The following is a 15,209-nucleotide window of genomic DNA, read 5'->3' as shown; positions in this document are numbered from 1 at the left end:
TGTCACTTATGAAGAAGACCAAGATTGTCAGCACTTTGGGGCCGGCAAGTACGGATGTTGACACGATTGTAAAGTTAATTAACGCCGGGGCAAATATTTTCCGGTTTAACTTCTCCCACGGTGATCACCCTGAACACCTTGGGCGGATCGAAAACGTTCACAAGGCCGAAGAAATTACTGGCAAGCACGTTGGGATCATGCTTGATACCAAGGGGGCTGAAATTCGGACGACCGTTCAAAAGGAAGGGAAGATCGAATTCAACATCGGCGACAAGGTTCGTATCTCCATGGACGACAGCCTGGAAGGAACCAAGGATAAGATTGCCGTTACCTACGCCGGTTTGTACGATGACGTTCGTGAAGGCGGCCACGTCCTCTTTGACGATGGGCTGATCGATATGATGGTTGATGAAAAGGACGAAGCAAACAAGGAATTGGTTTGCCACGTCTTGAACCACGGAATCCTCGGTTCCCGAAAGGGGGTTAACGCACCGGGCGTTTCCATCAACCTACCAGGGATTACTGAAAAGGACTCCAGCGACATTCGCTTTGGTCTGGACAACGGGATCAACTACATTGCTGCTTCCTTTGTTCGTAAGCCACAAGACATCGAAGATATCCGTGTTCTCTTACGGGAAAAGAATATGGAGGATGTTCAAATCTTCCCGAAGATCGAATCCCAAGAAGGAATCGACAACTTCGAAGCAATCATCGAAGTTTCCGATGGTTTAATGGTTCCGCGTGGGGACATGGGGGTTGAAATTCCGGCAGAAAACGTTCCGCTGGTTCAAAAGAACATGATCCGTCGTTGTAACGAACTAGGAAAGCCAGTTATTACGGCCACTCAAATGCTAGACTCCATGCAAGAAAATCCACGCCCAACCCGGGCCGAAGTTTCTGACGTTGCAAACGCCGTCTTTGACGGGACTGACGCAACGATGCTTTCAGGGGAATCCGCTAATGGTGATTACCCGGTTGAAGCAGTTGCAACTATGAACCGGATCGACATCAAGGCTGAAAACAACCTTGAAAAGTTTGGTCGTGAAGTCTTTGACTTTGACAAGTCAGACGTTACTGAAACGATTGGATCTGCTGTAGCAACCGCAGCTCGCGACTTAGGCGTTAAGGCCATTGTTGCCGCAACGGCTTCTGGTTACACGGCCCGGATGATCTCTAAGTACCGTCCATCTGCTGACATCTTGGCTTTGACCTTTGATGAACGCACGGAACGCGGCCTGATGATCAACTGGGGGGTTCAACCATACGTTGTTGAAAAGCCAACCAGCACTGACGAAATGTTCGAATTAGCCTCTAAGGAAGCTAAGGACTTAGGCTTTGCCAACGCCGGTGACAAGATCATTGTGGTTGCTGGTCTTCCGATTGGTCAACACGGGACGACTAACATGATGCGGGTTCAAGAAGTTAAGTAATTCCCATTGGATTAATTAAAAATAATCCCCCAAGGTGAAGAATGGTTTGAATGACATTCCTCGTACTTTGGTTGGGAGCGCGATGACAGAGTCAGTACTGACTTTGGCCGCGCTCCTTTTTTGGTTAAGGAAACTTTTCTTTTGGGGCGATCTTTTGTATCATAGGTTAATTGAGAAATAAGGCGAGTGGAGGAACTGAAATGAATCAAGCATTAGGGAAAGTCGTGACGGCCGTCATGATCGATGAAAATGACCAGGACTACTTTGTCCAACCAGATCGTAACGGGCAAACGTATCGTCTGCCTAAGGAGGAAGCACCCCAAATTCTCCACATTGGAGGCTCCGTGGCGGGCTTCGTGTACGAAAACGACCATCACCAGCTTCAGATGACCTGTCAGCATATTCCGACCGTTTCGGTTGATCACTATGACTTTGGGACGGTAGTTGCGGTCCGGCGGGATCTAGGGGTTTTCGTTGACATTGGCTTGCCCAACAAGGACGTTGTAGTGTCCTTAGATGAGTTACCGACCTTAAAACACCTCTGGCCCCAACCTGGTGACCGACTCCTGATTGCCTTGAAGGTTGATGATCACGATCGGTTATGGGGAACTCTAGCTGATGAGGCAATCTTTGAAACGATTGCCAACCGGCCGCAAAAGAAGATGGTTAACTGGAATTTGAAGGCAACCGTCTACCGTCTGAAAATGGCGGGGACCCTGGTCTTAACTGAAAATTACTGCCTGGGCTTCATTCATCCTAGCGAACGGGACCAGGAACCCCGCCTGGGCCAGGTGGTTGATGCTCGGGTGATTGGCTTGTCTGGACACGGAAGTTTAAACCTGTCACTGAAGCCACGGGCCTACCAGGCGATTGGTGATGACGCCGAGCAGATTATTGAGCTCTTAAAGCGATCCCCGCAAAAGCAGCTACCTTTGACCGATAAGAGTTCACCGGAAGAAATCAAGGAGTTACTGGGGATCTCCAAGGGGCAATTTAAGCGTGCTGTCGGACACCTCTTGAAAGAACGGATGGTCAGTCAGGTCAATGGTAAGCTCATCCTGCTGAAAGAGGAAGAAAATGGCTAGGACCAAGGGGGGGCTGGCTAGCGACCTAGCCGGCTACAAGGCCTACCTCTTAGAAAAGGAAGTCGCTCAGCTCACTGTGGCCAGTTACCTTGCCGATTTGCAGGATACGATTAAGTACTTAGAGGAGCAGGGAGTTGATGATTGGGCAAGTGTTGACAGGGCAAGCTTGATGGGATATTTGACGAGCCTTAAAGATACCGGACATAAATCCTCAACGCTTAATCGTCGGGTGAGCAGTCTACGCCGTTTTTTTGCCTTTTTGCAGCGAGAGAGGAAGGTTGCAAGCGACCCGGTTTCTCTGATCAGGGTCGATCAGACTAAACGCTTGGCACCACGGGGCCTGGAGATTGAAGAATCAAATGTGCTAATTGAAAATGCGCCGGGAAAAGGGGACACCAAGGTGCGCAATCGGGCCCTACTTGCCTTATTGGTGGCCACTGGTGCCCGTGTCAACGAGATCATCGATTTAAAACTTTCCGATCTCGACCTCGACCTTGGGGTGGTTTACCTGGGTAAGAAAATTCGCCGCCTGGTGCCCCTAAACGAAGGGGCGAACCAAATCATCGGTGACTATATCAAAACTGAGCGGGCGAACCGAGTTCAACCAGAAGCTTCGTCAACCGTCTTTTTAAATAACCGGGGTGCGCCCCTATCGCGTCAATCGGTATGGGAAATTGTCAACCAGGCGGGGAAGTTGGGACAAATTAAGGGATCCGTTACCCCGCAGCGGGTGCGTGATGGCTTCGCCTATCGCCTCCTGAAACACGGTGCCGATCTGACCCTGGTTCAGAACTTAATGGGGCACCAAAGTATCTTGACCACCCAGATTTACCTGGAAAAATAAGGGGGACACCACGATGTTGGTTGCATACCGTAAGGATTATCAAAAGATTGCCATGGGCCTATTGTCTTTACTGCCGGCCTTTAAGGATTACCACCGCCTGAAGTTGGCGGTTGACTGGTCAGACAACGAGAGCGAGCCGATCTTTTTATGGCAAAACGAAACCATTAACCAGTTTACTGGGATTGTGGTGACCTCGGTGGGGCAATACTACGTTCTGGTTCGTCAACTGTCCTTTACCCCTAGTGACCGGGCGGGCAAGAACGTTTTTGCTCTGCTCTCGGCGTTACAGGAACGCTACCCACAAAAACGAATCATGGGGACCTTAAGCACCCAGGGACTGGTAACTAATTGGGCCCGGGATCGCTATTTTCGTCAGGGAGGAAAGCTAGATGACTGAAGAAGGACTTGCCCGGTTTGTGGGCCAGCCAACGATCGTTTTGCAAGATTTTGAGGGCCCCTTAGACCTTTTGTTGCACCTAATCAAGAAAGCTGAAGTTGACATTTACGATATTCCGATCGCAAGGATTACCAATCAGTACGTTGACTTCTTGCACCAGCAGCAAAAAAATCAGCTTAACATCGCTGGGGAGTACTTTGTGATGGCAGCAACCCTAATGTCAATCAAAAGTACCATGCTTTTACCCCACCCAACCACTGTTGACGATGAGCAAGTGGAAGAAGAGGCTGAGGACCCGCGTTCAGAACTAGTAGCGCAGCTCTTAGAATACCAGCGCTATAAAAAGGCAGCGGCGGCTTTAAAGGACAGGGAAGAATACCGTCAGCGTGAGTACACCAGAGAGGCCATGGCGGTACCAAAAGACCTGGTACAAAGCCGCTTTGCACCCGGGGTTGGGATTGAGGAGTTACAAAGGGCCTTTGAGCAGGTTATCAGGCGCCACCACTTTGAGGAGCCAGTGACGCAAACGGTTGACCCGGATCCGGTGACAGTAGCTCAGCGGATTGAACACGTGGTCGAAGTCGTTACCCGCCCAACCCGTTTTGAGGATTTATTTGATAACGATTGGACTAAGGATAGCTTGGTGACGACCTTTTTGGCGATCTTGGACCTAACCAAGCACCAGGTAATTTCTTTGGCCCAGTCTGAACGCTTTGGCCCGCTAATTGTTATGCCAGGCCCACGAAACGAGGAATATCGAAATAATGGAGAATATCGCACAGATTGAGGGACTGCTGTTCATCGCCGGTGACGAAGGAATCAGTATCGCTGATCTCGCCCGAATCACGGGCTTCATGAAACCAGCCGTCAACGAACTGCTGTCCCGTTTGAAAACTAAGTATCAAGAGGATGAGCAATCGGCCCTAACCTTGTTAAACAGCGGGGAAGTTTTCCGCTTAGCAACCAAGGCCGAATTAGCGCCGGTAATGAAGACTTACTTTGAGATTCCACTCACCACGTCCCTATCCCAGGCGGTCTTGGAGGTGTTAGCGATCGTTGCTTACAAGCAACCACTGACCCGGCTAGAAATCGATGATATCCGGGGGGTCCAAAGCTCTGGCTCATTGCAAAAGCTGGTGGTGCGGGGATTGGTTCAGACTCACGGACGTCTGGAAGTTCCGGGCCGGCCATTCCGCTACGTTACCACCCCGGCCTTTTTAGATTACTTTGGCCTGGAATCGCTGGAAGACCTGCCGCCATTAGCAATTGACCTGACGGAAGCGGATCTGGACGGGGATGTCTTCTTACGGGCCCTTCAATCACGAAATCAAGAACAAATGGGAGAGGATTAAATGGCAAAGGAACGTTTGCAAAAGGTTATTGCCCACGCTGGGGTTGCTTCACGGCGGGCGGCGGAGGGGCTCATCTTAACCGGTAAGGTTCGGGTCAATGGTGAACTCGTCACCACCCTGGGAACCAAGGTTGATGGTAATGATGAGGTCACTGTTAACGGTGAACCATTAGAACAAGAACAACACGAATATTACCTGCTGGATAAGCCACGCGGGGTCATTTCCTCGGCCCATGATGAAAAGGGGCGTAAGACGGTTGTCGATATCTTAAAAGACGAGGGGGTCACAACCCGGGTCTACCCGGTTGGACGACTTGACTATGACACTACCGGCCTCTTGGTGATGACCAATGACGGAGAGTTAGCTAACCAACTGATGCATCCTCGTTTTGAAGTAAACAAGGTTTATATCGCCAAAGTTAAGGGGATTTTGACTAATGATGAAATGCGTCAGCTCCGTGAAGGGGTGATGGTTGACGGTCAAAAGACCAAGGAGGCCAAAACCAAGCTGTTGGAAACTAATCAGCGTCAAAAGACATCGGTCGTTAAGCTGACGATTCATGAGGGTCACTACCACCAGGTCAAATTGATGTTAAAGGCAGTTGGCCACCCGGTCCTTAAGCTTCACCGGGAGAGTTACGGTCCCCTGAACCTGACGGGACTTAACCCAGGACAATTTCGGCAACTGAAGAGTAGTGAGGTTCGGGCGCTCAAGAAGCTAAACTAATTGTTATTTGACACCGGAAGGGTTATAATTAATAAAAGTTAAATAAATTAATTAGGTTTGTCTTCAAGGCAGGGTGAAATTCCCGACCGGCGGTATAGCCCGCAACCCGCATTAGCGGTGGAATCCGGTGTAATTCCGGGTGCCGACAGTATAGTCTGGTATGCAGAAGATCATTATAACGATTGTTTCAACCGGGAGGCGCCCATTTGGTGTTCCCGGTTTTTTCATAGTAGTGATTAAGAACCAAGAAGATGACCTCCTGGAGGTTATAAAAATGAATTTTTCCCACACGCGTGTTCAACGTTTAGCCGTTATGGCCTGTATGAGTGCACTGGCCTTTATCTTGATGCTGTTTGAATTCCCGGTGATTCCCGTAGTCAGCTACCTGAAGATGGACTTTTCCGACCTGCCGATTTTGATCACCACCTGGCTATACGGACCGGTAGCCGGAATCGTGGTGGCAGCCATTAAGTGTCTCCTACACGGGCTGATGTACGGCCTGTCAGTCGGTGAGTTGCTGGGTATTATTTCCAACCTGCTATCGTCACTATCACTTTTAATTCCGTTTGCCTGGTTCATGCGGCGGGGCAAAGGAGGCTTAAAGCGGCGCCTCGTGATGGGGGGGATTGTAGCGACCGTTACCTTAACGGTGGTTATGTCGTTGTTAAACTACTTTGTTTTAACGCCCCTTTACATGGCGCTGTGGGGGTGGAAGCCAAGCTTACCGCTGCCGGAATTAGTGGCCTTCGGAGTGATCCCGTTTAACCTGATAAAAGGGGTCTTAATAAGCTTAATTTTCGGTTTCTTAGCCTGGAGTCTACGTAACTGGGTGGCAACAAAATTAGAACGTTAAAATCGAGGCCCTGTCGTTCATGGTAGCGAGCGACGGGGCCTTGTTGTATTCTAAGGAGGTAGTAAAAGGGGGACTGGAAATGAATGATTACTGGCTGGTTTTATTTGATCAGCAGCCGCGCCGAATCCGGGTTATTGAAAATTTATTAAAAAACCGTCTTTCTGAAGCTACCATCTTCTGGGCAATGGTTTATGGAATTAGCGATGCAGTTGCTAGCCAACGCCATCTACAAAGAAGGGATTTTGAGGGGTGGCTGAAGCACCAGGAACAAGCGGGTCTGTTGATTAAAAAGGAGGGGCAGGCTTATTTGACCCCGGCTGGTTTGGTTAAAAAGAGGGCTTACTTAATGAACCACTACCGCCCTCACTTTGGCCGCTGGGGTTGGCAAATCAACCCGGAACGCCTTGCTAACCGTCTCTTGCTAGGGATTCAAGTAACTTCGGAGTTTGCTCATCATAATCGTCACTACCGGCCCCTAAACATCGGTAATTATGAAATGAACGCCGTCAAGCAATGGTTAATTAGGACTGGACGAGGAGTACAAAGAACGGTCTTTGAACAGATGAATCAGGCCTTTTACACCCTTGAAAGGACTGATCCCCGCCTACCCAAGGCGTTAGGAGCATTGTTGATCGGCTATCAAACCAACGGGGCCACGCTTGATCAGTTGGCAAGGCAACTAGAATTAAGTCAGGGAGAGACTGCGATTTTGGTTCGAGATGCCTGGCTTGGTATGGGGGTGCTTTTGACGGAAACACCTGGTCCGCTTAGCACCCTTGTAGCACCACTGATTAGCCAGAGCCCCCTATCGGCCAGTGCCCAACAGACCATGGCGGATTTTTTACGGGGGATGAGCCCAGAACAGATCAGCAACCGGCGGCATCGCAAGCTTTCGACAATTCGCGATCACCTCTTAAACGCTGCTATTTTAACCCCAACGGTTACCAACTTCTACCGCCTCTTCCCGGCTGGGATGCTGAATGAACTGGGTGCTCGCTATCAGGGACCGGTGGAAGAGTGGTCCTTTCTGGCCACCCACCCGGAGATGGACCTTAACCAGGAGTTTTTTTTGTTTCGCCTGTACCAGATACTGAGGTGCCAAGAAAGTGACTGAACAAATTGAACAGATTCGGGCTGTTATGAAGCGTGTCTTTGGCTTTGATGATTTTCGGCCCGGCCAAGAAGAGACCCTGTTAAAGACGATGACGGGGCAGCCAACCCTGGCTGTCTTGCCAACTGGAGCTGGTAAGACCTTACTTTACCAACTGCCAGGCGTGATGCTAGATGGCCTGGTGGTGATAATTACCCCTCTGATTTCATTAATGCAAGACCAGGTTGACCGGCTCCGAAATGTTGGACAGAGCCGGGTCGCAGCCCTTAATTCTAGTCTTGATTATCAAGAACAAAGGTGGGTTTTAAGCCACTTAAGCGACCTGGATTTCCTGTTTACCTCACCGGAAACGTTGATCAAACCCGATGTTTTAAGGGCGTTACACAATCAAACCATCAGTCTCTTTGTGATTGATGAAGCCCACTGTATCTCCCAGTGGGGGCCTGATTTTCGCCCGGAGTACCTCTTATTAAACCAGGCCTTAACGACCTTAAAGCCTCAACGTCTCTTGATGCTAACGGCAACCGCAACCCCGGCTGTTCAAGATGATATTATTAATCGACTAGGTTTAAATATCAATCAAGTAAGCCGGGTGGTGGAGTCGGTCAACCGTCCCAATATCTTTTTGGCTGTCCAGCACCTAGATAATCAGGACGCAAAACGACGACGCCTCTTGGAATTAGTTACCAAACTCGGGACGAGTGGAATTGTCTATCTTTCTAGCCGGGAAGGGGCTAATCAATTGGCGGCCTGGCTAAATGAACAGACGAGCTTACGGGTGGCCGCTTACCACGCAGGAGTTGCCCCAATTGATCGTTACCGAATTCAGCAGCAGTTTTTAACCGGCACGCTGGATCTAGTGGTTGCCACGTCGGCCTTTGGGATGGGAATTGACAAGTCAGACATTCGTTACGTCATTCACTTTCAGATGCCGGTCAGCTTGGAGGCCTATGTTCAAGAGATTGGTCGTGCTGGCCGGGATAGTCGGCAGGCCCTGGCAATTCTTTTATACTGTAGAGGTGACGAACAAATCCCCCTTCTACTGGGAAAGATTGACCTGCCGAGCGCCGAGATTCTCGATCAAATTAAGGTTGGGAAGACCACAGACACGATTTTAGGTGATGCTGCGCACGTGGTCAGTTTTTACCTTACTCAGGGGATGAGCGGACGAGAGGTCGTTAATGTCTTTGCTAAACTGGAGGAAAAACGAGCGGGGCAAGTTCAACGAATGCTGTCCTATGTTCAAGAAGATGGGTGCCGCCGTCAGAACTTGCTAGCCTACTTTGGTCAACGAGAATTTTTGAGTGATAAGTTTACCTGCTGTGACCTAACAAATCCGGATTGGGTAGTGGCAGATTTAGATTTGCCACCGGTCCAAAAGAAGGTCAGCCTACCAGTGCTTGACTGGCGTTCCCGATTAGAAAGTCTATTTGCCCAGCCGGGGTTGGGCTAGACACGTAATGCTTTTATGCGCTACAATCGTTGATGAAATCTACTTAAGGGGGTGTGGCGCATGACGGAACGCCGGAAAGACCAACGCAACGAAAAGCTCTGGGATAAGACCTTTACTGACAATCAGGACGTGGATGAGGAGGGACACCTTTCACGGACGGCCCACCGGAAGCAACGTTCGCATAATACTCAAATCACCACGATCTTGATCGTTTTGATTATTATTTTAGCGGCAACGCCAGTTCTGTATTGGGTTAACCATCAACAGTCGTTCAATCACCCACAACAAACCGTCAAAGTAGCATCGGCATCATCAGCTAAAAAAAAAGCCAGTTCGTCCAGTACCTCAGCTAGCGTGAGTAAGGCCAAACGGACGAGTAGTTCATCTGTAAAAAAGGCGTCTAGTGCGGCTAGTGTGTCCAGCTCATCACAGACTTCGTCATCGGTGAGTTTGGAGCAAAGTTCGGCTAGCCCGTCATCGTCAAGCAGTACGGCGGTCTATACTACGGTTGAATCCGGCCAAGGAATTTACCGGGTGGCAACCAATAATGGCCTGACGGTGGCCGAGTTGGCATCCTTAAATAATATCTCGCCCGCTACCCGGCTTTACCCGGGGCAGCGGCTACGGGTCAAATAAAATCTAGGAGTGATCTTTTTTAATGTCAAAGGGAATTCAAGTTGCAATTGATGGTCCTGCTTCAGCGGGAAAGAGTACGGTAGCTAAACTGGTTGCTAAGCGTTTTGGGTACGTGTACTGTGATACCGGGGCGATGTATCGTTCGGTCACCTTAGCCGCCTTGCGAAGGGGGACGGATTTAACGGACGAAGATCAGATTATCAAGGTCGCTAATGAGATTAAGATTACCTTTGCTCCGGGTAACCCGCAAAAGGTCTTTATCGATGGTCAAGAAGTCACCCAGGCAATTCGAGAGACCACAGTTGCCAAAAACGTTTCGGCCGTAGCTGCCATTCCAGGTGTACGGAGCCGGATGGTGGAATTGCAACGACAGATCGCTCAAGAGGGTGGAATCGTGATGGATGGCCGCGACATTGGGACAACCGTCTTACCGGATGCTCCCGTTAAGGTCTTCATGGTTGCCTCAGCTCACGAACGGGCTCGCCGTCGTTTCTTGGATAATCAAGAGCGAGGAATTGATGGTGGGACCATTGAAGAATTACAACGAGCAATTGAATTACGAGACCAAAAGGACTCCACCCGGGCAGTGTCACCGCTTACGCAGGCGGTTGACGCACACTTGCTCGATACCACACATTTAACGATTGATCAGGTGGTTGATCAAATTGCAACGCTGATTGAAAAAACTCAGCAACAAAAACAGTAAAATACTAGCAATGTCAGCTTAGATCCTGTAAAATATGATTTAGAGTTGATTGTTGCAAGGAGGATATTTTTAGATGGCTGAAAACGAAAACAATAACGCTATGTTAGAAGCACTTGACTCCATCAAGACGGTAAACGTCGGTGATGTTGTTAAGGGGAAGGTATTACAAATCGATGACGACCGCCAAGCGATCGTTGGGATTGAAGACTCTGGTGTGGAAGGAGTTGTTCCGGCCAACCAATTGTCTACCAAGCCCGTTGACAACATTAATGATGTTGTCAAGGTCGGTGATGAACTTGACCTGGTTGTTATTTCCAAGATTGGGAGCGACAAGGAAAATGGTTCTTACCTGCTTTCTCACCGGCGCTTAGAAGCCATGAAGGTTTGGAACGAAATTCAAAAGAAGTTTGACGATGGTGAAACAATCACCGCTACGGTTACGCAAGCTGTTAAGGGTGGTTTGGTTGTTGACGCCGGTGTCCGTGGGTTTGTTCCTGCCTCAATGATTACTGACCACTATGTTGAAGACTTGAACCAATTCAAGGGTCAAGAACTTGAATTTAAGATCGTTGAAATTGAACCAAGCGAAAACCGCCTGATTCTTTCCCACAAGGAAATTGTTCAAGCACAACACGAAGAAGCTGCTAAGAAGATCTTCTCTGAATTAGCCGCTGGCGACGTTGTTGAAGGTAAAGTTGCTCGGATGACTAACTTTGGTGCCTTCATTGACCTCGGTGGTGTTGATGGTTTAGTTCACGTTTCTGAAATTTCTTACGACCACGTTGCTACGCCTGCTGACGTGCTTGAAGTTGGTCAAGAAGTTAAGGTTAAGGTCTTGAATGTTGACCCTGAACGGGAACGGATTTCCCTTTCCATCAAGCAAACGTTACCTGGACCATGGGATAACATTGAAGAAAAGGCTGGCGTTGGTACTGAGTTAACTGGTACTGTTAAGCGTCTTACCAGCTTTGGTGCCTTCGTGGAAGTCTTCCCGGGTGTTGAAGGTTTGGTACACATTTCCCAAATCTCCCACAAGCACATTGCTACGCCAGCAGATGTACTTGAAGCCGGTCAAGAAGTTAAGGTTAAGGTCTTAAATGTTGACCCTGAACGTCAACGTTTAGGCTTGTCCATTAAGGCGCTTGAAGAAGCTCCGGCGGGCAGCGAAAACAACAATAACAATGGTGGTTCACGTCGTCCGCGTCGTCGTAATAACAACTACATTGCCGACGCTCCTGAAGAAGAAAGTGGTTTCAACTTTGGGGACCTGATTGGTGACAAGCTTAAGGGTTTTGACAAGTAATTATAACCATTTATTTAACATGGCCGGGAGCAATCCCGGCTTTGTTTTTGCTAAAATTTCTTGAAGGGAGGAAATACAATGGCAAATCCAGTTGTTGCAATTGTGGGGCGGCCTAATGTCGGGAAATCGACCCTTTTTAACCGGATCGCCGGGGAACGAATTGCAATTGTTGAAGATACCCCGGGAGTAACCCGGGACCGCCTTTACGCCCATGGTGAATGGTTGGGGAAAAACTTCTCCATGATTGATACGGGGGGGATTGAAATGTCTGATCAGCCCCTCTTGACTCAAATTCGCCAGCAGGCCGAAATTGCGATCGAAGAAGCTGACGTGATCATCATGGTTGTTAACGTCGAGAATGGGGTTACCGATGCCGATGAGCAAGTGGCCCAAATCTTATACCGCTCCAATAAACCGGTTGTCTTAGCGGTTAACAAGGTTGATAATCCTGAACGGCGAATGGATATCTTTGACTTTTACCAGCTAGGGCTGGGTGAACCCTACCCGGTTTCTTCCGTCCATGGGGTTGGCCTGGGGGACATGCTAGATGCGGTAATCAAAAACTTTGACGAAAAAGACGCTGAAGAAGAGGATAATCGAATTCGCTTCTCCTTCATTGGCCGTCCTAACGTCGGGAAGTCCTCCCTGGTTAACGCCATTCTGGGGGAAAACCGGGTGATTGTCTCAGACATTGCCGGGACCACCCGGGACGCGATCAACACTCAGTTTACGGCCCAGGATGGGCGTGAATTTACGATGGTTGATACGGCTGGGATTAAGAAAAAGGGGAAACTCTACGAGAATACCGAGCGGTATGCCTTGATGCGTTCGATGCGGGCAATTGATGACTCTGACGTTGTCCTGGTTGTTTTAAATGCCGAAGAGGGAATCCGCGAGCTTGACAAACATATCGCCGGGTACGCACACGAAGCTGGCCGAGCGGTCATCATTGTGGTCAATAAGTGGGATACAATTCCAGAGCGGGATCAGCGGACAATGACTGACTTCACGAACCTCATTCGTCATGAGTTCCAGTACTTGAGCTATGCACCAATCGTCTTTGTTTCCGCTAAGACCCGCCAGCGTCTCTCCCGTCTGCCGGAGATGATTGAAGAGGCCTATGATCATCAACACCGCCGGGTTCAATCGGCAGTCTTAAACGATGTTTTAATGGATGCCCTGGCCGCCAATCCGACCCCCTCATCCAACGGACGACGGCTACGGGTGTACTATGCTACTCAGGTTGCGGTAGCACCACCAACCTTTGTAATCTTTGTTAACGATCCAGACTTGATGCACTTTTCCTACGCACGTTATTTGGAAAATCAAATTCGGGCAGCCTTCGACTTTACTGGGACACCGATTCGTCTTATTAAACGCCGACGTAAGTAGAAAGAAAGCGTTTGTGCGATCTTTTGAGCTAAATTAAGAAGAGAAAATGCCAAAAATGGTAAAAACCCCGTGAAATGCCTTGCTTACGGGTTTTTACTATGATACCCTAGTTTTTGAAATAAGGCGAAGGTTCGTCATTGTTTCGTTAATTTTGGACCACTCAAAATTAACAATCGCTGGATCATCCCCTTAAGTGGGGGTGATCATTAGTGGGAGGTGAAAATGACATGGCAAATAAGGCAGAATTAGTTACCTACGTTGCAACTGCAACCGGTCTGACTAAGAAGGATGCAACCGCAGCTGTTGACGCAGTTTTCAGCTCCATCCAAGCTTCCTTGGCTAAGGGTGAAAAGGTTCAACTGATCGGCTTTGGTAACTTCGAAGTTCGTGAACGTGCTGCTCGTAAGGGTCGTAACCCACAAACTGGTCAAGAAATCCAAATTCCTGCAAGCAAGGTTCCGGCATTCAAGCCAGGAAAGGCGCTTAAGGACGCCGTTAAGTAAGCTTTTTGCTTAGCGTAAACGTGAGGGGCTGTGACATTTTGTCGCAGCCCCTTTAATATTGACAAGTACGTAACATGATAATCTGTCATGAACCATTTTATTAGTACCAAACATGATGAAAGGGGAGCGAAACGTGACCTATTCGGAACAGATGTTAAACCACATTGAAGAAGGGGATATGGCCCAGGCCCAAAAGTCCTTTGCCTGGGCCTTACGTAAGGATGATGATGATACCCTTTTTAGCCTGGCAGAGGAATTGTATGCCCTAGGCTTGACCAACCAGGCTCAGCGGACTTACCTAAAGCTGTTGGAACGCTACCCGGGTGAAGATGAGTTAAGGACGGCGTTGGCCGAAATTGCCATTGATAATGGCGATAACGATGAGGCCTTGGCATACCTGACCCAGATTAAGCCAACCTCTTCAGCCTACCTACAGTCCTTGCTGGTGCAAGCGGACCTTTATCAAACCGAAGAACAATTTGAAATTACTGAGACTAAGTTAAGAGAAGCCTACCAGATGGCGCCCGAGGAACCGGCGATCTTATTTGCACTGGCTGAGTATTACTACCTGATTGGTAAGTTTAAAGAGGCAATTCCCTTTTACTTTGCCCTGATCAAGAAGGGAAATCTCGAATTTGCTAAGGTTGACATTGCTGGGCGTCTGGGGACAGCCTATGGGCAACTAGGCAAGTTTGACCAGGCCCTAGGGTACTTAAACCAGGTGGCACCAGGTTATCAAACCAGCGATATTCGCTTCCAGACCGGTTTGACCCAGTTGGCTCTCCACCAGGTCAAAGAAGCAATTACGACCTTTAAGGGATTGATTGAAGATGACCGTCAGTATGCCTCAGCCTACCCAGCCTTGGCTCAGGCCTATGCTGATGAACACCACTACCAGCAGGCGCTAACCACCCTTCAAGAGGGGCTGGCCGTTGACCAATACAATGAGAACCTGTATGCTCAGGCTGCTGAAGTAGCTAGCCACGTTGGTGATATGGAGCTGGTGGGGACCTATCTTAAAAAGGCTCACGATCTTGCCCCTGACAATCAGACGATCACCCTACAGTTTTCTAACTTCTTGTTACACCAAGGTCAAGACGATCAAAACCTGGCCCTATTAACGGCGATAAGAGATGAGAATGATGACCCACAAGTTGAATGGAATCTGGCCCAGTCTTACTGGCGAAAGGAAGACTTTGATGCCGCTCAAGAATCCTTTGAAGCGGCGGCCCCGGCCATGGGTGACAATCCCGCCTTCTTGCGCCAGCTAATTGACTTTTACCAGGAGATGGGTTACCAAGACCAGCTTAAGGAGACTGTTGAGCATTACTTAACCATCGCCCCAGCTGATATTGAGATGCAAGCTCTTCTGGATGAATTAGAAGAATACTAAGGGAGTATAGTCAACTACGCACCGA

General features: G+C 49.0%; 16 protein-coding genes and 1 riboswitch. All 16 genes read left to right on the top strand.

Going from position 1 to position 15,209, the window contains the following annotated elements:
* The first annotated feature begins 8 nt into the window (after positions 1-8).
* The 16 genes from pyk to AOQ57_RS04195 all read left to right on the top strand — a co-directional run bounded on the left by pyk (position 9) and on the right by AOQ57_RS04195 (position 15,184).
* Positions 9-1,430, top strand: coding sequence for a pyruvate kinase (pyk, locus tag AOQ57_RS04270; protein WP_093625545.1), 1,422 nt, complete (start codon positions 9-11; stop codon positions 1,428-1,430).
* 200 nt (positions 1,431-1,630) lie between these two features.
* Complete coding sequence (locus AOQ57_RS04265) at positions 1,631-2,515, top strand: CvfB family protein (RefSeq protein WP_093625542.1); 885 nt, start codon at positions 1,631-1,633, stop codon at positions 2,513-2,515.
* On the top strand, positions 2,508-3,359 hold the full coding sequence (locus AOQ57_RS04260; protein ID WP_093625540.1) for a tyrosine-type recombinase/integrase: 852 nt from the start codon (positions 2,508-2,510) through the stop codon (positions 3,357-3,359). Before AOQ57_RS04265 ends, AOQ57_RS04260 begins: the two co-directional genes overlap by 8 nt.
* 13 nt (positions 3,360-3,372) lie before the next feature.
* On the top strand, positions 3,373-3,756 hold the full coding sequence (locus AOQ57_RS04255; protein ID WP_093625538.1) for a reductase: 384 nt from the start codon (positions 3,373-3,375) through the stop codon (positions 3,754-3,756).
* Positions 3,749-4,543 carry a segregation and condensation protein A gene (locus AOQ57_RS04250; RefSeq protein WP_093625536.1) on the top strand — a complete coding sequence of 265 codons (795 nt, stop codon included), beginning with the start codon at positions 3,749-3,751 and terminating at the stop codon, positions 4,541-4,543. Before AOQ57_RS04255 ends, AOQ57_RS04250 begins: the two co-directional genes overlap by 8 nt.
* The gene (gene scpB, locus AOQ57_RS04245; RefSeq protein WP_093625534.1) at positions 4,521-5,108 is read left to right on the top strand and encodes an SMC-Scp complex subunit ScpB; all 588 of its coding nucleotides are present in this window, start codon (positions 4,521-4,523) and stop codon (positions 5,106-5,108) included. The genes AOQ57_RS04250 and scpB overlap by 23 nt, the downstream gene beginning before the upstream one ends.
* Positions 5,109-5,834: a pseudouridine synthase gene (locus AOQ57_RS04240; protein WP_093625532.1), complete on the top strand. Its 726-nt coding sequence runs from the start codon at positions 5,109-5,111 to the stop codon at positions 5,832-5,834.
* A 55-nt stretch (positions 5,835-5,889) separates the two neighbouring features.
* A riboswitch (FMN riboswitch) is annotated at positions 5,890-6,009 on the top strand.
* 99 nt (positions 6,010-6,108) lie between these two features.
* Positions 6,109-6,687, top strand: a complete 579-nt coding sequence (locus AOQ57_RS04235) for an ECF transporter S component (protein WP_093625530.1) — start codon at positions 6,109-6,111, stop codon at positions 6,685-6,687.
* 79 nt (positions 6,688-6,766) lie between these two features.
* Entirely contained in the window at positions 6,767-7,801 is a 1,035-nt protein-coding gene (locus AOQ57_RS04230; protein ID WP_157686480.1) for a helix-turn-helix domain-containing protein, read from the top strand.
* Positions 7,794-9,251 (top strand): RecQ family ATP-dependent DNA helicase, encoded by a 1,458-nt coding sequence (locus AOQ57_RS04225; RefSeq protein WP_093625526.1) that lies wholly within the window; start codon positions 7,794-7,796, stop codon positions 9,249-9,251. The genes AOQ57_RS04230 and AOQ57_RS04225 overlap by 8 nt, the downstream gene beginning before the upstream one ends.
* Before the next feature lie 60 nt (positions 9,252-9,311).
* On the top strand, positions 9,312-9,887 hold the full coding sequence (locus tag AOQ57_RS04220) for an SAG1386/EF1546 family surface-associated protein (protein WP_093625524.1): 576 nt from the start codon (positions 9,312-9,314) through the stop codon (positions 9,885-9,887).
* Positions 9,888-9,909: 22 nt separating this feature from the next.
* The gene (cmk, locus tag AOQ57_RS04215) at positions 9,910-10,593 is read left to right on the top strand and encodes a (d)CMP kinase (RefSeq protein ID WP_093625522.1); all 684 of its coding nucleotides are present in this window, start codon (positions 9,910-9,912) and stop codon (positions 10,591-10,593) included.
* A 73-nt stretch (positions 10,594-10,666) separates the two neighbouring features.
* Positions 10,667-11,896: a 30S ribosomal protein S1 gene (rpsA, locus tag AOQ57_RS04210; RefSeq protein WP_093625520.1), complete on the top strand. Its 1,230-nt coding sequence runs from the start codon at positions 10,667-10,669 to the stop codon at positions 11,894-11,896.
* 78 nt (positions 11,897-11,974) lie between these two features.
* The gene (der, locus tag AOQ57_RS04205) at positions 11,975-13,288 is read left to right on the top strand and encodes a ribosome biogenesis GTPase Der (RefSeq protein WP_093625518.1); all 1,314 of its coding nucleotides are present in this window, start codon (positions 11,975-11,977) and stop codon (positions 13,286-13,288) included.
* Positions 13,289-13,515: 227 nt separating this feature from the next.
* A complete protein-coding gene (hbs, locus tag AOQ57_RS04200) occupies positions 13,516-13,791 on the top strand; it encodes a non-specific DNA-binding protein Hbs (protein WP_093625516.1) in 276 nt (91 codons plus the stop codon).
* Positions 13,792-13,924: 133 nt separating this feature from the next.
* Positions 13,925-15,184, top strand: coding sequence for a tetratricopeptide repeat protein (locus tag AOQ57_RS04195; RefSeq protein ID WP_093625514.1), 1,260 nt, complete (start codon positions 13,925-13,927; stop codon positions 15,182-15,184).
* Positions 15,185-15,209 lie beyond the last annotated feature (25 nt).

The sequence above is a fragment of the Limosilactobacillus gorillae genome, from assembly GCF_001293735.1.
In the GTDB taxonomy this organism is placed as follows: Bacteria; Bacillota; Bacilli; order Lactobacillales; family Lactobacillaceae; genus Limosilactobacillus; species Limosilactobacillus gorillae.
This window is presented reverse-complemented; position numbering and strand designations above follow the sequence as displayed.